Source organism: Leptospira ognonensis, assembly GCF_004770745.1.
In the GTDB taxonomy this organism is placed as follows: Bacteria; Spirochaetota; Leptospiria; order Leptospirales; family Leptospiraceae; genus Leptospira_A; species Leptospira_A ognonensis.
The window spans coordinates 272,866-293,540 of sequence record NZ_RQGD01000035.1 but is presented as its reverse complement, the minus strand read 5'-3'; the positions used below and the strand labels follow the sequence as shown (position 1 = coordinate 293,540).

Here is a 20,675-nt window from a genome sequence, read left to right as displayed (position 1 = left end):
AAATGGGCGGATTCTATAATTGTTCAGCCAAATATGTCCATGGATCCTTTAGAGTCACATTCTCAGAAAAAAGTTTTGGTCGTTGAAGACGAACGTATCATCGCGATTAACATTTGTGCCACTTTAAAGCAATACGGATATGACACGGAATATCTTTCCGATGGCATTCAGGTTTTGGAAAAAATCGAAAAAGCTCCCTTTGATCTAATACTAATGGATATTATGTTGGGTGGGGAAATTGATGGGATTGAAGTCGCTCGCATAATCAAAAAGAAAAAAGACATTCCAGTCATTTATCTTACGGCTTACTCAGATGAATCTACATTAGATCGTGCAAAAACAACAGAACCAGCGGGTTACTTAATCAAGCCATTTAATAGCCGTGATTTGTATGTTTCTGTGGAAATGGCGATTTATAAATCTCAAATCCAAAGGCAGTTGAAAGAAGTCCAACAACGACTTTACGAGGCTCAAAAATGGGAGACCATTGGACTAGTTGCGGCCGGAATTTCACACGAAGTCAATAACCCTCTCACTTCCATCATGAACTTCTCTGATCTAATTTCGAGGGAAGCAAGCAAATCTGAAAACATTCAGCTGATGGGATACGCAAAAAAAATTTTCGATGAGTCTGAGCGAATTGCAAAAATTATCAAAAATTTGGTAAATTACTCAGAGGCAACGACCAATCAAATTACAATTGTTAATGTACCAATGCTCCTAAACGATACTCGGTCCTTTCTGCATCAATATTTTTTGAAAGAAGGGATTCAATGTGAAATAGAATCGGAAACTGTTCCTGTCATCCATTGCCAACCACAGAAACTAAAACAGGTGATACTAAACTTATTACAAGACGCAAGGAGCAGACTGCTCAGCGAAACGGATCTCGAAGTTAGAAAGATAAAGGTAAATATTCGAAGTCCGGAAACATCTGGAGATAAAAATATTGTAGTGAGCATTCAGGACTCTGGCAGGGGCCAGACAAATCCACGGATGGGAAGTGCAGAAACGCTCGATATCACAAAATCCATTCTGATGGAACTGGGTGGAAAGATGACGAGAATCCAAGAGGATACCAAGGGATGCTGGGAAATTTCCCTTCCGATCAACAAACCGTTGGAAAAGGAGATCTAATTTTAGACGGTTAGGTTTGACGTGACTTAGCTTCTTTCGGGTATTGGATCAAAAAAGGAATAATCCACAACTTCTTCTTCGGTTCCTTCTTCGTGTCTTAAAAACGCATCGATCCGATTGGAATGTAGAAGCCATTGGTCTTCCGAAAAAAGTCTTTCCATATTATTTTTAAAATCACGAAAACAAGATTCGGCAAGTGGAATGTTCCCTGTAAAATCGATGAGGATCGCGAGAGAGATTTTATAAGCAAGCTCGTCTCTGTGATTTAAGTGGAGATCGGTCACTAAGGCTTGCATATTTAAGCGATGGTCTACGAGAATTTCCCTTCTATTTTTTGCTTCCGTAACGAATACATGATAATTCACCGTTCCTGGGATTCGCTCTCCCGTGTAGGATTTTGACATCTCACTCTCCCGGCGCCCCAATAAGCGACCCTTAAATTATGTCAGCTTGTAGTGAGCATCAATCCCTTTTTTTTGTTTAACTCCTAAATTTGCTATAAAAATAGGCAGGAAATCAAGGACTTGCTCCGTTGGAAATTGCTTTTCCCATTGCTTTTTTGACAGTCATTGAAATCCTCGTTTTATACTTTCAAAGCATCCTTTTCCCTGTGCGAAAATACTTACGACTTCTATTCTTGGCCACTGGAATTGGCATTATCTTTGATCTCCATTCACAGGACATCCAAGGCATAAAGCAGCTCTTTCCCGATTTGCCTGCAACCAAAACCAATCCAGGCGAAGAAGAGCGTAAACTGACAGCCAGTGCGATACAGAGGATTCTCGTTCAAAAATCTGTCGATAGCATGACCGACCGTGAGGTGGATGATAATCTTCGCAATTTGGGATTGAGTAGCCAGGGTACGATCTATGTCAAACGAGAACGTTTACGAGAGGCACTTGTCCCTGAACTCCCTCCCGAATTAACCCAAGAATCAATTCTCTCAAATCAGAAAAAGAAAGATCCTCCCATTCAGATTCAAAATGCGGCCGAAGGACAGCTGTTAAATATCGATAAGACCCAAGGCGGAGTGCTCGTTCTTAGAGGAAAGGTTCGCTTAAAAATTAAGGGCGGGGAACTGCTTGCCGATTCAGTTTCCATCGACTCCCAAAGACAAGAGGTTTATGCGGAAGGAGGCGTTGAATATAAAGATGGTCAGGCAAAGATAACAGGAGAAAGGTTTTTATACGACATCAAACTCAACCAAGGCGTTGTATATAATTCTAAGCTCAGTTACTATCCTTCCTTTTTCATTGGTCAAAAGCTTAAGCGATTGGATGAAAAGAGATACTTGATGGAAATGGGTTACTTTACCGCTTGTAATGCTGAATTACCTCATGACTCCTTCCAAGCTAAAAAAATAATTATCTATGACGATAAATCGGTCATAGCCTATAACCTAACGTTTAAAGTTGGGGGAACTCCCTTATTTTGGCTGCCTGTTCTTTACAATTCAGAGACCGGTAATGGATGGATGGTTCAATCCGGAAAAAACAATACGCAAGGCTGGTTTCTCCAAAATAGTTACCAATGGTCTGACCCGTATCCAAATTCTTTACTGTTAGCGAACGGATATAAGATCAGATTTGATATGTATGAGAAAACTGGTCAAGCCGCTCAATTGGAAATGTGGAAACTTTCACCAAATGTTAATTATAATATAAACTTAGGATATGCGAATTATAAAAAAAATACCATTACATCTGTGTATGAGGATCGATTCAAGAACTTTGGTATCGGTAACGTAGCGGTTACAAATACGGTAGATCGAGGGGAACTGTTTCCAAACACTGGTCTCGGATTCAGAAATACAGGTGTTGATTATGATCCATGGTGGAAAGCCGAACTTAGATTAAATGTCAAATCTAATGATTTCAATAAGGATGTAACTCGGAACCTTCAGGTAGGTTATGAAAACTTTAGCAACAGGCAATTCGACTATGAATTCGGGAATCGCTACCAACCCTCAAACTCAGTACAGTCATTGTATACTTACAGAGATGTTCGATTAGGGTTTATTCGAAATTTACTCAACTGGAATTTAAATTACACTGAGAATAGAGGGGATTTGAGTGTAAGTATTGGATTAAGCAGAACACTTGTATATCAGATCCAAGCAGATAAATATTTTTCCGCACAAGATACTTTACCTGTAGTTACGATAAAAAATTCAAGTCAAGTAGGGAACCTCCCTTTCTATAATAGTCCAGTTTACTGGGATTTGAATTTTCAATCCAATATCAGTCGATTGTATGGAGCACCCACCCAGTCAAAGATTCCAAATACAAGTATTACCGATCCGACAGGAAAGTATAACGATTTTGTATTGAGGACACAAACAAGCGTTTACGGAGAATCTGGATTTCGTTCCCCAATCTCTCTAGGATCATATGCATCCTTTACACCCAGCATTTACGCAGGTGCCACAAAACAAACGGCAGAGTATCCAGGAGTGGGCACAGCAGCAAACAGCCCTGATTTAGATTCAAATAAAGCATATAGCAATTTTCTAAAACAACAATCCTACCAATATGTTCGTCAGAGTCATACAGCAAGGATTGGGGTGCCAGAACTATTCTTTTCGACAACCTATCGTAAAATTGATGCTCAAAAAGCGGAAATCAAAGACCCGATCCTTGGAAATCAAAGGCAGCATGAAGCAGAGTTCTCGTTAGAGAGTTATGCGTTAAATGACATAGATATCTCTGTTCGCACGATACGCGATTTAAGAACCCTGTCACCTGACTACAACCCCGGTATTTCCAATATGCAAAGGTGGTATTATACTGTCGTCCGAGTGGGAGGTTTTATAGATTTTATTGATGGATTTCAAACTAGAAGACCTAGCCTTCTCGAGCGCAAAAGAAACTTCTATTCTGGAATCTTCATCAATAATGATTATGTTCATCATACTCCTCAGAATAGATCTCTCTCGAATAATTTAACCGTTTCTTACAAGATGGGTGGTTTCTCCTGGCCCATCATCCGTGCAATCAGAAGTTTGGAAGTGGGCTCAACTTGGTATCATGTTTATAAGGACAGTTACCTAGATAGTTACAGATTCTTTTTTAGAACTGATACGAAAATTACGAGGTATTCAGGAGTAGAATTAGAGCTTGATTCTCGTGTAACAGAACCTTGGCGTTTAACAGCACTTGCCCAAGGTCAATTTTATGCTTACTCCACCACACCAGAACTATTCACCGCACAAAATGGAACGAATTACGACCAAACAACGATTTGGGAAGATTTAGCATCGGGAACTGGAGCCAATGGTCAAGATAAAAGACAGAAGACCGTATTTAATATTAATCGTTTCATGATGACTTTTAAATTGGATCTACATAATTGGGAATATAGACTTGGTTATAGCATGAATTTAAGAGCATTGCCAGGTGGATTAACCGCAGACAATACATTAACATTTTATGATCAGTCAGTCTATTTTTCAGTCAATCTCACCAATTTTTCCTTCGGAGACTCTGCAACTTCACAAGCCACTAGAGTTCGACTTTATAGATTCAGAAAAAGACCCCTTGATGGAACGTCGGATGGTATTTCCGCTCAGGCACAATAAAATATGTTAAAAGAACGTAGCCAATCATTCAAACTTCTCTTTTTATTTACAGATTTATTTATCGCTTTCTTAAGTTTTGCCATCGCATTTTTGATTCGTTATTATCTTTCTGAAGATTCAGCATTTCAAAGACAAATTATAGATTTTGGAAATTACTTTGTTTTGGGTTTGGTATTAGGTATCTCTCAAGTGATCTCCTTTTTGTCGATTGATTTATACCATCCAAGACGAGGTTTATCTTTAACAGATGAATTTTTTGCCATCGCGTCTGGTGTACTCATCAATTTAATGTTGATTCTTGCATTTCTATTTTTCTTTCGCGGTGAAAGTTTCTCGAGACTTGTGATCAGTTATTTTGCTATCGCAACTATATTACTAAGTAGTCTTGCACATTTTCTTCTTCGTGGCATTCTGAGGATACTAAGAAGCAAGGGCTACAACCTTCGCTCGGTCTTGATTCTGGGAACAGGCAAATCTGCTCTTAGTTTTGCAAATACGATCAAGAAACACTCTATTTATGGTTATGCGGTCGTAGGTTTTATCCAGGGTAAAATCAATCTTTTGTCGAGAGGTTCCGGTTACCGAGCAGTTGGCAAAATTAAAGATTTAGAGGATTATTTAAAAGATAATGAAATCGATCTTCTGGTATATGCTCTTTCACATGATGAGGGAGATTATTTAAAAGAAGCCATCGATATCTCTGATTATTTAGGCATTGATTTAAAAGTAGTTCCAAGTTATGAAGAAATCATAACAGCAAAAGGTCGGGTTGAAGTCCTGGATGGAATTCCTATTATTTCTATACGAAATATACCTTTACGTCTTGGTTACAATCGAGTATTAAAGAGAACATTTGATATCATTTTTTCCGTTTTATTCCTTTTGATTTTTAGCCCGATTTATATTCTCATAGCAGCTCTAATAAAATTATCAAGCGCCGGACCCATTTTTTACAAGCAAGAACGAGTAGGTCTAGACAATCGAAAATTTAATATGCTAAAATTTCGTTCCATGGTTGTTCAACAAAAACAACAGTCTGATACTCTTTGGACAACTAAAGATGACCCTCGAGTCACAAAAGTTGGTGGGATTCTGAGAAAATTATCCTTAGATGAAATTCCTCAATTTTTAAATGTCCTCAGAGGTGATATGTCCGTTGTGGGTCCTCGACCAGAGAGACCTTTTTATGTAGAAAAGTTTCAATCGGAGCATCATCAATACATGAGGCGGCATGCAGCAAAAGCCGGGATTACTGGGTGGGCACAAGTCCAGGGATTAAGAGGAGATACCTCGATCGAAGAGCGTATCAAAGCAGACATATATTATATTGAAAACTGGAGTTTAGCATTTGATTTGAAAATCATTTTGCTAACTCCATGGAAGGCAATAGTCGATCGAAATGCATATTAAAAGGAAATAATTATGGATGAGAAGAATTTAAGGGACATCGCAGCTTTAGCTAAATTGTCGATCAGAGATGAAGAGATTTCAGGTATGTTGAATGATTTTTCACGAATCGTAAGCTATGTAGATGAGATTAAAAATCTCGACACCTCTTCAGTAGAAGATGATGAGATATATCAACTAACAATGAATTCTTTAAGACCTGACATTAAAGAGAATACTTTAAACCGAGATGCTTTATCGAAGATTGCACCATCTTATGAGAATGGATATGTTGTTGTGCCAAGAGTGATAGAAACATGAACGATTTATCAAAATTAACTTATTCTAAGATCAAAGAAGGATTGGGTAAAGGTGAGTTTACCTCCGAAGAAGTGACTTCCTCCTATATAGATAGAATTAACGCTGTAGATTCAAAAATCGGTGCCTTCCTAGAATTCAATCCTGAAAAAATACTTGCCTCTGCTAAAGAAAGTGATGCTCGTAGAAAATCAAAAGCTCTTAAATCAGAAATGGACGGAATTCCCATCGGGATTAAAGATAACATCTGCATTGAAGGAGAAATAACTTCTTGTGCCTCCAAAATTCTATCAAATTTCAGATCACCTTATGATGCCACTGTCATCACCAAGCTAAAATCAAAAGGATTTCTATTTGTCCCGAGAACGAATATGGATGAATTCGCTATGGGAAGTTCTACTGAGAATAGTGCATTTCAAACGACAAAAAATCCATTTGATGTCACAAGAATTCCTGGAGGTTCTAGCGGCGGTTCTGCGGCGGCAGTTGCCTCAGGCATGGTGTCAACTTCACTTGGATCAGATACGGGTGGATCCATTCGCCAACCAGCTGCTTTATGTGGCGTTTGGGGACTCAAACCTACGTATGGACGTGTTTCAAGATATGGTTTAGTTGCCTATGCCTCCAGTTTAGACCAAATCGGTCCTTTTGGAAATGATATCCATTCGGTGATTGATGTTTTCGATTCCATTCAAGGATACGATTCTCATGATCAAACTTCGGCGAAGGAAAAGTCTTTCAATGTAAATCATGTTAAGTTAGGTTCTTGGAAGGGTCTTCGCGTTGGAGTTATGAAAACGGAAGATACCCAGGCAAGCCCGAGTGTCGCCAAAAGATATGAAGAGTTAAAAGCCGCCCTTACGAAAGAAGGCGCCATTTTAAAAGAATTAGACTTTAGTCTTTTTAAGTATTCGATCCCTGTTTATTACTTAATTGCAACTGCTGAATGTTCTTCCAATCTATCGCGTTTTGATGGAATTCGATATGGTTTTCGGGATGAAGGCCAAGGAAAACTCGAGGATCTATACGTTGAATCCAGATCGAAGGGATTTGGCAACGAGGTAAAGCGTAGAATTTTATTGGGAACATTCTCACTAAGCTCTGGTTATTATGATGCCTATTATGGCAAGGCGCAAAAAGCTAGAGTTTTGATTAAAAAACAATACGAATCTTTTTTCAAAGATGTAGATTTTATTTTTCAGCCGACTTCACCAACTAGCGCATTTAAGGTGGGAGAAAAAACGAAAGACCCAATACAAATGTATTTAGCTGATATTTTAACAACGACCGTAAATCTTGCAGGCGTTCCCGCCATAAGCTGTCCTGCGGGCCTTGATGAGATAGGTTTACCCATCGGAATGCAACTTACCTCGAATCATTTCGAAGAGGAAAAATTATTATCCTATGCTTTGATGCTGAATGAATTTCCTGAAACTAAGATTCATCTTCCAGAAACAATAAAATGATACTCACAGACGAGCTGACCAAACGAGTCATCCCATGTTTAGATATCAAAGATGGTAGAGTCGTAAAAGGTGTAAATTTTGTTAACCTGATCGATGCTGGAGATCCAGTTTCTTGCGCTGTTGCATATGAAGAAAATCAAGCCGATGAGTTATGTTTTTTGGATATAACTGCCTCAAGTGATAAGAGAGATATTTTGCTCCATTTAGTAGAGGAGGTTGCAAATAAACTTTTTATCCCATTTACGGTTGGCGGCGGTATCCGTACTTTAGATGATGTTCGCTCCGTATTAAACAAAGGTGCGGATAAAGTTTCAATCAATACTGCGGCTTTTCAAAATCCAGAGCTCTTGACACAAGCCAGCGAAATCTACGGATCTCAATGTATTGTTTGTGCGATAGATTCTAAATTCAATCAAGAGCGAAAAAGATTCGAAGTCTATTTGAATGGAGGAAGAACTGAAACAGGTAAAGATGCTTTAGAATGGGGACGTGAAGCCTACGAGAGAGGTGCAGGCGAAATACTTTTGACCTCGATGGATAAGGATGGGACCAAAGATGGTTTTGATATCAATGTACTAAAACTTTTCACTCAAAACTTAAGTATCCCTGTCATTGCATCTGGTGGCGCAGGCAATCCCGAGCATATGTCGGAAGCCATTCTGAGGGGTGGTGCTGATGCGGTACTCGCTGCCTCAATTTTTCATTTTGGTGAGTATACGATCAAAGAAACCAAACAAGCCATGAGGGAAATGGGCATTAAAGTTAGATTATGATTGCGTTTTCTATTTTAGATCATGTTTTATTTTTTTTGCCTTTTCTCGTTATTTTCTCCATTTTATATCTAAATCGGAATCAAGAGGCTCGCACACTAGCCGGATACTTTCAAGCTGAAGGTAAATTGGGTTGGTTTGTCGCTGGTACAGCTATGGTCGCAACCACCTTTGCGGCAGATACTCCTCTTGCAGTCACAGAAATTGTCAGATCAAAGGGTATCTCGGGAAATTGGCTCTGGTGGTATATGGCGATCGGAGGACTTGTCACAGTATTTTTTTTCTCGAAACTTTGGAAGAGGTCTGGTGCCAAAACAGATCTTGAACTAATTGCTATTAGGTACTCAGGTAAAGAGGCGAGCGTCCTTCGCAGCTTTAAGGCAGTCATCATTGGAGGTGTATTAAATATTATTATACTCGGTTGGGTAAATTTAGCCATGCTCAAAATTATCCAAGTATTTTTTCCAGAATATTCAGAAATACTTATATTGCTCATTCTTATTCTCATTGGCATTATCTATACCTCCTTTGGTGGACTGAAAGGGATTTCGTTCATTGATGTATTTCAGTTTTTTTTAGCATGGGGTGGTTGTGTTGTTTATGCTTATTTCATTCTGGGTCTGCCAGGTATCGGTGGCGTTTCCGGACTTGTCGAAAAGATCGCGCCTGAGAAAGTAAATTTTTATCCAAGCTTTTCGAGCAGTATCGGACTACCCGTTGACCATTTCATCATCATGTTAACTGTTATATGGTGGTCAAGTTGGTATCCGGGTGCGGAACCTGGCGGGGGCGGCTATATTGCACAAAGAATTCTGGCTACTGAAAATGAAGATTCGGCAATCAAGAGTTCATTATGGTTCGTTTTAGCTCATTACTTTTTACGACCTTGGCCTTGGATTCTAGTTGCCTTAGCCTCCTTGGTTGCATTTCCCGATCTGACTGACAAAGAAAGTGGCAAGGGATTTCTGCTGTTCCTCAATGAAGGTCTTCCGATGGGTCTAAAAGGATTAATCTTAAGTGCGTTTCTCGCGGCATATTTGTCAACTCTAGCGACGCATCTGAACTGGGGTGCGTCCTACCTTGTCTTTGATTTTTGGAAGCCCGTTCTACAAAAGGCAAAGACAGATCGGTATTATTTGAACGTAACATATGCTTTACAATTTTTAACTGGGGCTGCCTCACTCTTACTTGCCGTTTACGGTATGGAAACTGTCAAAGGCGCATGGGTATTTCTTTTGGAGTCTTCTTCTGGTATCGGTTTTGTTTTGATAGCTCGTTGGTTTTATTGGAGGATTTCAGCTTACACAGAGATACTGGCATTGATCCTTTCGCCAGTTTGTTACATTCTTTTTGCAATCATTCTTAAACTTGAATTTCCTTATACGATCCTCGCAAACTCACTCACTTGCACAGGTTTACTGATCATTAGTACATTTATACTTCCAACTTCTAATCCTGCAATGATCAAAGAATTTTATTTTAAGGTCCGGCCTCCACACTTCTTTTGGAAAGGTCTATTTGAAGGAGATTCAAAATCATTTAAAGTGTTTCCAAATGGACTCTATCATTCTTTCTTGGGTGTCATTTCCGGATTTTTTCTCATTGTCAGCGGTTTGCAATCGATTCAAGGATTATTATGGGAAACGAAAATACTTTATGTTTCTATCCCAATTTTACTGACGAGTGTACTCCTTTTAAGATTTTCTTTAAAAAAATCCTTAAATAGTTCACCTAGCAAGCAATAAATCAGCCTGCAGGATGGCTTCTTCGAATAGTTCTTTACTTTTAGTATCATCTATATCTTTTGTTTGAAACGCCATCATAGAGTGATCATATCCGTTTTTGCTAATCGTTTTAAAAACACTTTTGCCAAGAAAGGCACTATTCTCAGGAACAATTCCATCATTTCGGACAAAACTTGGATTCGAATTTGTTAAGACAGTACAGCCCGTCGTATAATAAAAGGTCTCAGCTCCAGCACAAGAGGGAGCTGACAATAAACCAGCAAAGCTAACAAATGTTTGATTGTATGGAAAATCTTGATTGATGTAATCTAAAACGAGATTCGTTTCATTTTCAATTTGGGTTTGCCCTAGACCTTGATTTGTATGACTGAGATCTGCGCCACCTTGCGTTTCGAGTAGGAAAGCAGACAATTCACTTACAAAAGATTGTGATTTCAAATACGCCTTTGAGGCAAAAGGGGAGCCATACATCGGAGATCCCAATGTCACAACTCCATCAATCAAATTTGGTAAGTAACCTTCAGATTTCATAGCTGCTCGAGTAACCAGACCACCCATAGAGTGAGCTACTATGATCACTTTATCAGAGGTTTGGAATGTTTTTTTTAAAATTTTCAAAAAGCCATCTGCATTAAAAATGAGTCCGTTAGAGGTTCTATACGTGAAAAGAAACAAATCATATTTAGTTTTAGCTAGAGACAGATCTTCTTGGTAGTGTATGATCCCGTTCTGAAAAGTTCCATTGATATTATCAACTTTCCGGGTCCTCGACGTAAAGGGATCGGTATCTCTTTCTAAAGGATTCCAACCGTGGATAAATATAAGTTTTGGTTTAGAGGAAGGAAATGAGATAAGGGAAGCTTCTAGGTATTGCTCATACTTAAGATTTCTGCTCACTCCTGGTTGAAAAAAAAAGAGCTCTTGGTTTGGATTTTCAATGACACCGACGAGAGAAAGAAGTAGGGCATCGTCAGTATTTTTGTCGGTCGTAAATTGTTTTTTCCAGACATAGTAAGCACAGTCCCCAAAGAGGAATGAAGATAAAAATAAGATAATGGCAAATGTCGAACCTTTCAAGTCCGATTGACAATCCTATCTAATGTGATTCCGCATGCGACCACCACATTCAAAGAGGATACTGATCCTTGTAAGGCGATCCTTCCTTTGTAGTCAGCGTGTTCAAGTAATATCCTTTTCACACCTTCACCTTCATTTCCCATAATGACTGCCATATTTTCCGCATCAGGAAGATCCTCCCAAATTTCTTCAGATCCCTCTTCATCTGTAGCAAGAACCCAATACTCAAGCTCTTTCAATCGTTCCATCGCCTGACTCAAATTTGCGATTCGAAATATATTAAGATGATGTACGGCTCCCGCAGAAGACTTTTCCACCACTGGACTGATTGGGGCGGTGTCCCTGTCCGACATCACAATATGTTTCACACCCAAACATTCTGCAGTGCGCAAAATATTTCCCAAATTTCCAGGATCTTGAATCCGATCTAAAATTAAAATCGGACCTTCACCTGGCTCGATCGTCTGCTTGAACTGCTCCCACGTCTGAGATTGAAAAGACTTCTGTTTAGTTCGAATGATCACATAGCCCTGGTGGTTCTTATCTCCGGCAACTCGATCCAATTCTCTGATACTTACCAGTGAACACTTGATATTCGGAGGAAGATAGGCTTGAATTCTTTTTTTTTCTTCAGAGGGTATGGAATCTTTTAATAAGATTTCACGTATGGATTTTATTCCTTTTTCAGGAATCATCGTGTCTAAGGATTCTAAAAATTCAAAAAAATTTCGTTTACCAAATAAAATATCTACTGGTTTCTTTTCCAAGAGGTGGTTCCATCCTTATTATCTAGAAGTTGAATTCCCTGTTCTAGCAATTCCTTTCGAATGGAATCTGCCTTAGCAAAATCTTTATTCTGTTTTGCCATAATTCTCTCAGCAATCTTCTCTTCTATATTCGTTTTGTCATTCGCGTCTATAGTTTCTAATGGTTTTTCAAAACTTAACAATCCGAGAATCTGATCGAATACTTGAAAACTATAAATCATTTCCGTTAGATTGTTGTTATCCCAGGCATTTGAATCTAATCCAGAATTTACCTCTCGGACAAAATCAAAGATTGCAGCTAATGCCTTCGGAATATTTAAATCATCAGCAACTGCTGCTTCAAAATCGATTACAAAAGATCGAATGCGTTCTGTTTTGATCCTCTCACGCAATAAATCAGATTGAGAAGAATCTAGCTTATCCCAATTAAAATCCAAAACACTCATTATACGAAAAAGAGTATTTTGCAACCTTTCTAATGCCTGCTTAGATTCATCCAACTTCTTTAAAGAAAAATTTAACTTTGAACGGTAATGAGCTGAGATCAAATGGTATCTGATCTGTTTGACATCATATCCTTTCGCTAGGATATCCCGAAGAGTATAGAAATTCCCTTTACTCTTAGACATTTTTTCTCCGTCAACAAGCAAATGCTCGCAGTGTAGCCAAGTACCTACGAAAGTCTCCTCGGGAAAAGCTCCTTCCGAAAGCGCCACCTCATTTTCGTGATGCGGAAAGAGAAGGTCAATGCCTCCTGTATGTATATCAATGCCAGAATTATAAATCTTTCGTATCATCGCAGAACATTCTAAATGCCAACCAGGTCTTCCGATGCCAAGCTCACTTTCCCAAGCTTTTTCCCCTTCAGTCTTTCTGTTCTTCCATAAAACAAAATCTCTGACATCCTCTTTTTCATATTCGTCAGCATCATACCTGGCACCAGACTTCATTCCACTAACATCAATATGTGAAAGTTTTCCATATTTGGAAAATTTTTGAATGGAGTAATAAAGACTTCCATCCTTCTCGTATGCAAGTCCCTTTTCTTTCAATTTTCCAACAATAGAGATCATATCGCCAATAGACTCCGTTGCTTTTGGATAATGTTCTAGGCTTTGAATGTTTAAGGATTTCAGGTCTTCAAAAAAAGCATCTGTCCACGGTTTTGTAAACTCCTCGACAGAAACTCCGCCTGCAATGGCCTCTCGGATGATCTTATCATCAATGTCCGTGATATTCATTGTTTGATTTAAGTGAAAACCACCTAACTTAAGGGCCCTTCGTAAAACATCCACAAAAAGAAAGGATCTTATATTTCCGATATGTGCAAAATTATATACGGTGGGTCCGCAAGAGTAAATTTTTACCTCGTTTGGGTTACTAGGTATGAACTCTTCTTTTTTTGCTGTTTTTGTATTATAGAATTTGAATATCATAGGTGAAAATTATATTTGAAAAATTTCTTTTACAAATTCAAGGTTTACCGCTGGCTGTTTTTCCTTTCCTGCGCCATTCCCTTCATTTGGATAGATCTGCATTCTTTTGTCGCAGTTCATATGATTGAATAACGCAAAAATGGATTTTGGATGGGAAAGATTGTCTTCCATACCGCATGTGAAAAGGGCAGGAATCTTGATTTTTTTAGCAAACTGTATCGAATCAAAATAGGCGAGAGCTTTCTTATAATCTATCTTTTTAGTTGCTCTTTTTTCGAGAGTAGGGCTCATTTCGCGGACCCAATGGTTTGCTTTTAATGATAGTTGATCTTTGTCGATATAACAGAAAGCAGGTGTTTCAAGTATGAGTCCTTTAATTCTATCTGAATATGCTGCACCAAATACTGCCAGGGCCGAACCTAAAGATTTACCGTGCAAGATGATATTGTCTCCATCGATTCCATCACTCACTCGTAAAAATTCGATCGTACGAATGACATCAAGATAGAGTTTTCGCATATAAAAATCTTCTTTGTTGTCCAAGCCTTCTGCAAAATAATTGGGCGACCAATTGGCCAATCTTTTACCGGTATTTGGATCAACTGGCGCCTGGATCATTTCGGGACCATGTCCACGTAAATTGATATGCAACTGCGCTACACCTATGTCCGAGTAACCTTTTTGAATTTCTTCTTCTGGTTCAAGATAGTCGTGAAAAAAAACGACAACAGGACGATCGCCTCGTTTCCTTGGAATCGCCAATTTCCCATGGATTGTGTAATTCCCGATTCCTTGGAAAGAAACATCATTTAACGACTCCCAGATGAAGGAACCTTTTAAGACAGTTTTATAGGTTTCTTTGATAGGGATTTTTTTAAGAGCTTGGAAACCCTCTTTCCAGAATGCATCTAGGTCAAGAGGTGGGTCCAGCTTAGGAAAAGTCTGAAAACATTCGTCAAAACTGATCGCTTCTGACATATTAATGACTCGTTAGAACCGGAGAAAATTTTGACTGGTAAGAGTACAGTGTCTGTAAAAGTAATACTGCGATTGTCATAGGTCCAACGCCACCAGGAACGGGAGTAAAATAAGAAGCTTTCTCTTTCGCAATTGATATTTCGATATCTCCCACATTGCCCGCGTTATACCCTGCATCCAATAGAACGGCGCCTTCCTTGATCCAACTCGCTTTGATAAACTCAGGTTTTCCCACCGCACCGACCACGATGTCGGCTTGGGCAATCAATTCAGGTAGATTTTGCGTTTTGGAATGGCAAAGCGTAACGGTAGCGTCGAGATTAGTTAGCATAATTGCCATCGGTTTTCCCAGAATGGGGGACCTACCGACGACAACTGCATGTTTTCCTGCGATCGAAATTCCGAATTCCTGCAAAAGAAGGATCATTCCGTAAGGAGTGCATGGAAAAAATGCCTCCTTTCCCATTGCCAGGCGACCAAAGGAAGTAGTCGTGACTCCATCAACATCTTTCTCAGGCAAGATGGAGTCAAAACATAACCTTTCATCAATTTGGTGAGGGACTGGATGCTGTAATAAGATCCCATGTACTTTTGGATCCTGATTTAATAAATGAATTTCATTTAGCAACTGCTCTGTGGTGGTTTCCTCGGGCAGGCGAACATACTTTGAAAGCATGCCTACACTCGCGCAAGCTTTGACTTTCATATTCACATATGTTTCTGAGGCTGGATTATTTCCCACAAGGATGGTGGCAAGAGTGGGAGGGGAAGATCCCGTCGGATCCATTTTTTTTAATTCCTGAGAGATACGATTTCGAATCTGCTCAGAAATCGCTTTACCGTTAAGAAGGATAGGAGATTTCATCTAGTAAGTTCAAAATTTCAAAGAAAATCGACCTGGCAAACAGAAAAACCATCTATGTCTCAGAGTAGCACTCCCTTCGATCAAAATTCTTCACCGTCCCCTTCGCTTGTCACCTGGAAGGGATGGGTTCATGCCATTCGCGGCAACAACCATGTCCAATTTCTCCAATTGAGAACAGAAGGAAAAATCCTGCAGGTGGTCATCGAAAAAGAAAAATTGGGCGAGGATACTTTTAAGCTCCTAAAGTCACTTTCGCAGGAGACTTCCCTTTCTGTGGAAGGCTATCTGGCGGAAAATGCAAAGGCACCCGAAGGTTTGGAATTGCAATTGGTAAAATTTTCTCTTATTGGAGAATCAAAAGACTATCCGATTACCCCAAAAGAACATGGCACGGATTTTCTCCACAACCACAGACACCTTTGGCTCAGGTCAAAAAGGCAACTTGCCATTCTCAAGATCCGCTCAGAGCTTTCTTTTGCCATTCGCGAATTCTTCCACAAGGAAAATTATACCCTCATCGACACTCCGATTCTAACAGGTTCTGTTGGTGAGTCAGCGGGCACCCTGTTTTCCACAGAATACTTTGACTTGGGAAATGCCTACCTTGCACAAACTGGCCAACTGTATTTGGAAACCGCAGCCTTTTCTCATTCGAAAGTGTATTGTTTCGGACCAACGTTTCGGGCAGAAAAGAGTAAAACGCGTAGGCACCTTACTGAGTTTTGGATGGTTGAAGCCGAGACCGCTTTTTTTTCCAATGAGGACAACCTCAAACTCCAAGACCAATTTGTTAGGTCCGTGATACAAACCGTGGTTGCTAGATGCCCTTCCGAACTAAAATTGTTGGAAAGAGACCCTCAAAAAATCCTTTCTCAAACCAAAGATCCATTTCCTCACATCAACTATACTGAAGCAATAGCGTTCTTGCAATCTAAGGGTGAGAGCATTGAATGGGGAGAGGATATCAACGCCGAACGGGAGAATCTCCTTACCGCGCATTATGGAACCGCCGTTTTTGTAAAAAATTATCCAAGGTCCATCAAAGCGTTTTATATGAAACAAAATCCCGAGGATCCAAGGACGGTTTTATGTGCAGATCTTCTCGCTCCTGACGGCGTGGGAGAAATCATCGGTGGTTCTGAACGAGAAGAGAACTACGAAAATATTGTCGAGCGACTAGAGGCTGAACAGCTTCCTGTTTCTTCTTATCATTGGTATTTGGACCTGAGGAAGTATGGTTCGGTGCCCCATTCTGGTTTTGGAATGGGGCAAGAGAGGGTGCTTGCCTGGATCTGCGGGCTCGAACACGTCAGAGAATGCATACCTTTTCCTCGGATGATCTACAGACTCCATCCATAAAAATTCTCAAGGGAAAACGAGCGTAGCAACCGATCATTTTTATGAGAGGTAAACTATGGCACAGCAAGCAACAAAAGGCATACATCCTTCTTTGGAGAAAGAAGCTTGGGATCTCTTTGAAGTCGGAGCAAATGAGGAAGTTCTTCTTCTAGCAAAATCTCAGCCTGAAAATCATTATATCCAACATTTAGCTTTTCTTGCCTCTTATGAATTGAAGGGCAACATCGCAGGTATCAGCCCAAAAGGGATTTCCTCTCTCTCACCCATTGTGGAGGCAATTGTAAACTTTAATAACGGACGTTATATAGAAGCCGCGAGCCATTTGAGTTTATATTTTCAATCTGCCAACCATGCTATCTGTTATAGCATCATCAATCTAGCTCTTAAAATCTATTTTCGGTCTGAAAATTTTTCAGATGCTCTCAAGATCATCTCGATATTTAAATCCAAATCCAACGATCAATCCTTCGCCAAAGAAGAAATCATCGCTACTTACAATCTAAGAAAGTATGAAGAAGTAATTAAATTTTTTCGTGAGAATATCAAACAATTAAATGATTCTGATATCCATAAAATCGTCGGTATGTCACTTTTATTTTTGGATCGCCACAAAGAAGCAAACCTAATATTTGAAAACATTCCTGGTAAAATGAACTTACCTTCATTTGAGGAAAAAAGAGAATCTTATAAAACATTATTTTCTAATATTGGCAGTATGGAATCCAACTCTGGAAACTTAAGCATGAAAGAATTAGAAGATATGGGATTTGCCTATCTATTTCATGGTGAGTATGAGAAAGCAGAAAAAACGTTTCTATCGATTACTTCGAAACTAAAACCAACACTCTGCAACGCATAAGATTTTTCCTTGTTTCGGGGTGGCTGAGAAATTTTGCCACCTCATCTGCAGGAAGAATTAAATCTGTCTGGTTTTTACCTGACACTCCGAGCGCTACGATGAAAAAAGGATTTTTACCTGCGCGTTTTTCCCAATTTTTTGGATCTTCATCATCTCTATACGCCACATACCCTGTCTCAATCGCATAACCTTCCTTAACATAAAAAGGAGAATAAACATCAAGACCTCGATCCGATTGGATTTTTGGAAAGAGGGCTTTTTTAACTTTAAGATGACGTGCATCTACGACGAGGCCCGAGAATTCGACAGGCAAGACTTCCTCTGTAAAGGTGGGAATTTGTTCAGAGGCATATTCCACTGGTAAATAAGCTAAAAATCCCTGTTTGCCGATAAGGTTGATGGAGGCTTTTGAGATCAATTGATTCTTACCAGGTTGAAAATCAAATATCTCTTTTTCTTCGGAAATAAAAGCATTGATGCGAGATCTAACCATCTTATTCATTTGAGAGTATTCAAACACTGTATAATTAGAGTCATAAAACAAACTCTCTAAACTTTGGCTGAGACGAACGCGAAGTTTTTCTTTTGCTTTTTTACGAGCCAATAGATCCGATCTACTTTTATTTGTAGCCGTATTTGGTTTTCCAAAATCTGGATCATCCTCGTTAAATATGATCTTCGGAAGAGGTTCATTCACCTGGGCAGTAAGTGTGAGATCATACCAATTGGAAATCGTCTTATAAAAATCAATATCCTGAGCCGGACCAGCCGAAATGCCAAAAAAGGGTAAAAAGATGAGCAACGGAGTGGATTTAAAAAGAACTTTCATGCTATTTATCCTTTCGGTAAATTTTTAAATTTTCTTTCCAATTCCGAAAATTCCGTAACGACCGGCACACCCTTCGGTAGACTTTGAATCACATTTTTACCGTAAGATTTTGTATGTATGCGCGGATCTAAAATGCTGACCATTCCTGTATCTGTACCAGAACGTATGAGCCTACCAAATCCCTGACGTAATTGTAGACAGGTTTTTGGAACTTGCATTTCCCAAAATGGACTCTTTCCCTCCTTTTCCATATCTTCCATTTTCGCCTGCAGTACTGGCTCCGTTGGCACTTGGAAAGGCAGTTTTGTGATGATGACATTTCTGAGTTTGTCACCCTTGATATCCACCCCTTGCCAAAAACTGGCGACACCAAACAAGACACTCTCGGGTGTTTCAAGAAACTCCCGTTTTGCCTGTATAGCACCTAACTGAAACTGAGAAAAAATCGGAAAGTCTATGCGCCGACTCAATTCCTCATGAACTTCTTGGAGCAATTTGTTTGAAGTAAATAAAACGAAAGCATCACCCTGGGAAAGTTTGACCAGCCGTTCAATCCAATCGCAGATATCTTTTTTATTTTGGGCAGGTGCCGATGTTGGATCAGCTACATTTTTCGGAACAAAAAGCAGTGAATGTGTAGAGTAAGAAAAAGGTGAATTCAGGGTTTTCGTTTCAATCTCCTTTGTCCCGATTTCTTTTAAGAAATATTGAAAATTTCCTGGAGAAGGGGATAAGGTGGCAGAAGTCATGATGACGGATTCTAAATTCGGAAATAACGTTTTTGAAAGTATCTCTTCTGTATTCTTTGGCTGCGAATACAGTTGGTAAAATTTATCTCTAGCATTTTGATTTGGCGCCTCAATCCAAAAGACTAAATTTTTATTTGTCTTTGTTCGGAACTCTTCTAGAAACGCAGATGCCTTCTTCATATTTGTTCCCACCATCTCAAGGCCAATAGCAATCTCTTTTTCATCTTGGTCTTCACTATCTTTTTTGAAAGTCTCCAAAAAACTTAGGCAAATTTCTGAGAGATCATAAAGTGCGTCCTCTAATTTTCCATCATCCACTTTGATCCGGGGAACGTGGCGGAATGAAAATTGAAAATTTAATGGAATTTCCGAGAATAACAAGCGAAAGAAATCACCGAGATATATAAGAGACTTGTCAATGGCTTCAATTAGTTTTCCGCGTTTGACTTCGGGAAGTTTTAAAGCCAAACCAGATCTCTTTTCTGGATGGAATAGATAATGCAATTGGTTGAGAATGACTTCATACTTTACCTCGGAACCAAAGGCCTTGCCAACGATCTCAGGAAATGCATGTGCTTCATCTATCACCAAATGTTGAAAAGGCGGTAATATTCTAAAATCGCCTGCCAAATGACTAGCTAGAAGATGATGGTTTACAATGAGAATATTTGCTTTCTTCCATTTTTCTTTTTCCAGAAAATAGTAGGACGAATTAAAATTAGGACAATTCCTCGCCAAACAATTGTCTGCGTCTCTTCCGACTTGGTTCCAAAAAGAATTGGAAAGAAAGCCTTTGTATTCGGAACGAATTCCTGATTCAGTAGCACGCTCCCATTTGACGAAGGAATCAATCTCAGCTTCCATCTCAGGACCGAACTCACCTCGATCCATGACTTTCGAATACTTTCGTTTACAGAGGTAATTATTCGCTCCAAGCGCAACGTGAGCACTTAGATCCTTCCTGATCACTTCCCGAACAATATTGATGTCCTTTTCTAAGATTTGATCTTGGAGTGATTTTGTTTCTGTCGAAATGACAACCGTCGTCTCATTTTCAAGCGCAAATAAAGCTGCCGGTATTAGATATGCTAACGATTTACCGACACCTGTGCCAGCTTCAATTGCCAGATGAATGCCTTGTTGTAATGATCGCTCAATGGACTCACCCATGACAATCTGCTCATTTCTGGGTTCATAATCCTGCCAAAGTGCAGAAAGATTCTTTTCAAATATTGTGCGGGTGTCCAAATTATTCTCTATTTTTAACGAGATGGTAAATACAGTAGATACTTAAGGAAATGACGAGTAAGAGAGAAGTGGACATGATCGCGATGCCTTGCCAATTTAAATGTAGAGT

The 20,675-nt window shown here is 39.4% G+C and carries 17 protein-coding genes; 9 read left to right on the top strand and 8 right to left on the bottom strand.

Annotated elements, in window-relative coordinates:
* Positions 1 to 39: 39 nt before the first annotated feature.
* Positions 40 to 1,137 carry a response regulator gene (locus EHQ58_RS14385; RefSeq protein WP_246047368.1) on the top strand — a complete coding sequence of 366 codons (1,098 nt, stop codon included), beginning with the start codon at positions 40 to 42 and terminating at the stop codon, positions 1,135 to 1,137.
* 26 nt (positions 1,138 to 1,163) lie between these two features.
* Here EHQ58_RS14385 and EHQ58_RS14380 read toward each other — a convergent pair whose 3' ends face one another.
* Positions 1,164 to 1,541, bottom strand: coding sequence for an LIC_14007 family protein (locus tag EHQ58_RS14380; RefSeq protein ID WP_135624585.1), 378 nt, complete (start codon positions 1,539 to 1,541; stop codon positions 1,164 to 1,166).
* A 206-nt stretch (positions 1,542 to 1,747) separates the two neighbouring features.
* Between EHQ58_RS14380 and EHQ58_RS14375 the strand changes: the two genes are divergently transcribed.
* Genes EHQ58_RS14375 through EHQ58_RS14350 form a run of 6 tightly spaced genes read left to right on the top strand, consistent with a single transcriptional unit; the run spans position 1,748 to position 10,399 of the window.
* Positions 1,748 to 4,714, top strand: coding sequence for an LPS-assembly protein LptD (locus EHQ58_RS14375; protein WP_135624678.1), 2,967 nt, complete (start codon positions 1,748 to 1,750; stop codon positions 4,712 to 4,714).
* A 3-nt stretch (positions 4,715 to 4,717) separates the two neighbouring features.
* On the top strand, positions 4,718 to 6,124 hold the full coding sequence (locus EHQ58_RS14370; protein WP_135624584.1) for an undecaprenyl-phosphate glucose phosphotransferase: 1,407 nt from the start codon (positions 4,718 to 4,720) through the stop codon (positions 6,122 to 6,124).
* A 6-nt stretch (positions 6,125 to 6,130) separates the two neighbouring features.
* Positions 6,131 to 6,421 carry an Asp-tRNA(Asn)/Glu-tRNA(Gln) amidotransferase subunit GatC gene (gatC, locus tag EHQ58_RS14365; protein ID WP_210412833.1) on the top strand — a complete coding sequence of 97 codons (291 nt, stop codon included), beginning with the start codon at positions 6,131 to 6,133 and terminating at the stop codon, positions 6,419 to 6,421.
* Positions 6,418 to 7,884, top strand: coding sequence for an Asp-tRNA(Asn)/Glu-tRNA(Gln) amidotransferase subunit GatA (gene gatA / locus EHQ58_RS14360; protein WP_135624582.1), 1,467 nt, complete (start codon positions 6,418 to 6,420; stop codon positions 7,882 to 7,884). Before gatC ends, gatA begins: the two co-directional genes overlap by 4 nt.
* On the top strand, positions 7,881 to 8,657 hold the full coding sequence (hisF, locus tag EHQ58_RS14355; RefSeq protein WP_135624581.1) for an imidazole glycerol phosphate synthase subunit HisF: 777 nt from the start codon (positions 7,881 to 7,883) through the stop codon (positions 8,655 to 8,657). The genes gatA and hisF overlap by 4 nt, the downstream gene beginning before the upstream one ends.
* Positions 8,654 to 10,399, top strand: a complete 1,746-nt coding sequence (locus tag EHQ58_RS14350; protein ID WP_135624580.1) for a sodium:solute symporter family protein — start codon at positions 8,654 to 8,656, stop codon at positions 10,397 to 10,399. The genes hisF and EHQ58_RS14350 overlap by 4 nt, the downstream gene beginning before the upstream one ends.
* On the opposite strand, the gene EHQ58_RS14345 is transcribed toward EHQ58_RS14350, so the two are convergent.
* Genes EHQ58_RS14345 through EHQ58_RS14325 form a run of 5 tightly spaced genes read right to left on the bottom strand, consistent with a single transcriptional unit; the run spans position 10,382 to position 15,522 of the window.
* On the bottom strand, positions 10,382 to 11,476 hold the full coding sequence (locus EHQ58_RS14345) for a PGAP1-like alpha/beta domain-containing protein (RefSeq protein WP_135624579.1): 1,095 nt from the start codon (positions 11,474 to 11,476) through the stop codon (positions 10,382 to 10,384). The two genes, EHQ58_RS14350 and EHQ58_RS14345, sit on opposite strands and share 18 nt — an antisense overlap.
* On the bottom strand, positions 11,473 to 12,243 hold the full coding sequence (gene rlmB, locus EHQ58_RS14340; RefSeq protein ID WP_135624578.1) for a 23S rRNA (guanosine(2251)-2'-O)-methyltransferase RlmB: 771 nt from the start codon (positions 12,241 to 12,243) through the stop codon (positions 11,473 to 11,475). Before rlmB ends, EHQ58_RS14345 begins: the two co-directional genes overlap by 4 nt.
* Entirely contained in the window at positions 12,225 to 13,679 is a 1,455-nt protein-coding gene (cysS, locus tag EHQ58_RS14335; protein ID WP_135624577.1) for a cysteine--tRNA ligase, read from the bottom strand. Before cysS ends, rlmB begins: the two co-directional genes overlap by 19 nt.
* Before the next feature lie 9 nt (positions 13,680 to 13,688).
* Entirely contained in the window at positions 13,689 to 14,657 is a 969-nt protein-coding gene (locus EHQ58_RS14330; protein WP_135624576.1) for an acetylxylan esterase, read from the bottom strand.
* 1 nt (position 14,658) lies between these two features.
* Complete coding sequence (locus EHQ58_RS14325; RefSeq protein ID WP_135624575.1) at positions 14,659 to 15,522, bottom strand: tetrahydrofolate dehydrogenase/cyclohydrolase catalytic domain-containing protein; 864 nt, start codon at positions 15,520 to 15,522, stop codon at positions 14,659 to 14,661.
* Positions 15,523 to 15,576: 54 nt separating this feature from the next.
* Between EHQ58_RS14325 and asnS the strand changes: the two genes are divergently transcribed.
* Positions 15,577 to 16,881 carry an asparagine--tRNA ligase gene (gene asnS / locus EHQ58_RS14320; RefSeq protein WP_135624574.1) on the top strand — a complete coding sequence of 435 codons (1,305 nt, stop codon included), beginning with the start codon at positions 15,577 to 15,579 and terminating at the stop codon, positions 16,879 to 16,881.
* A gap of 55 nt (positions 16,882 to 16,936) precedes the next feature.
* Complete coding sequence (locus EHQ58_RS14315) at positions 16,937 to 17,740, top strand: tetratricopeptide repeat protein (protein WP_135624573.1); 804 nt, start codon at positions 16,937 to 16,939, stop codon at positions 17,738 to 17,740.
* On the opposite strand, the gene EHQ58_RS14310 is transcribed toward EHQ58_RS14315, so the two are convergent.
* Positions 17,703 to 18,569: a hypothetical protein gene (locus EHQ58_RS14310; RefSeq protein WP_135624572.1), complete on the bottom strand. Its 867-nt coding sequence runs from the start codon at positions 18,567 to 18,569 to the stop codon at positions 17,703 to 17,705. The genes EHQ58_RS14315 and EHQ58_RS14310 overlap by 38 nt on opposite strands.
* A 5-nt stretch (positions 18,570 to 18,574) precedes the next feature.
* A complete protein-coding gene (locus EHQ58_RS14305; protein WP_246047367.1) occupies positions 18,575 to 20,566 on the bottom strand; it encodes an ATP-dependent DNA helicase in 1,992 nt (663 codons plus the stop codon).
* Positions 20,567 to 20,675: the final 109 nt, after the last annotated feature.

What these genes read in the sequence shown, in the direction of transcription:
- EHQ58_RS14330 (WP_135624576.1), bottom strand. Translation starts at nt 14,657, where the DNA reads ATGTCAGAAGCGATCAGTTTTGACGAATGTTTTCAGACTTTTCCTAAG.
- hisF (WP_135624581.1), top strand. Translation starts at nt 7,881, where the DNA reads ATGATACTCACAGACGAGCTGACCAAACGAGTCATCCCATGTTTAGAT.
- EHQ58_RS14315 (WP_135624573.1), top strand. Translation starts at nt 16,937, where the DNA reads ATGGCACAGCAAGCAACAAAAGGCATACATCCTTCTTTGGAGAAAGAA.
- cysS (WP_135624577.1), bottom strand. Translation starts at nt 13,679, where the DNA reads ATGATATTCAAATTCTATAATACAAAAACAGCAAAAAAAGAAGAGTTC.
- EHQ58_RS14380 (WP_135624585.1), bottom strand. Translation starts at nt 1,541, where the DNA reads ATGTCAAAATCCTACACGGGAGAGCGAATCCCAGGAACGGTGAATTAT.
- asnS (WP_135624574.1), top strand. Translation starts at nt 15,577, where the DNA reads ATGTCTCAGAGTAGCACTCCCTTCGATCAAAATTCTTCACCGTCCCCT.
- EHQ58_RS14350 (WP_135624580.1), top strand. Translation starts at nt 8,654, where the DNA reads ATGATTGCGTTTTCTATTTTAGATCATGTTTTATTTTTTTTGCCTTTT.
- EHQ58_RS14310 (WP_135624572.1), bottom strand. Translation starts at nt 18,569, where the DNA reads ATGAAAGTTCTTTTTAAATCCACTCCGTTGCTCATCTTTTTACCCTTT.
- EHQ58_RS14325 (WP_135624575.1), bottom strand. Translation starts at nt 15,522, where the DNA reads ATGAAATCTCCTATCCTTCTTAACGGTAAAGCGATTTCTGAGCAGATT.
- EHQ58_RS14385 (WP_246047368.1), top strand. Translation starts at nt 40, where the DNA reads ATGGATCCTTTAGAGTCACATTCTCAGAAAAAAGTTTTGGTCGTTGAA.
- gatA (WP_135624582.1), top strand. Translation starts at nt 6,418, where the DNA reads ATGAACGATTTATCAAAATTAACTTATTCTAAGATCAAAGAAGGATTG.
- EHQ58_RS14370 (WP_135624584.1), top strand. Translation starts at nt 4,718, where the DNA reads ATGTTAAAAGAACGTAGCCAATCATTCAAACTTCTCTTTTTATTTACA.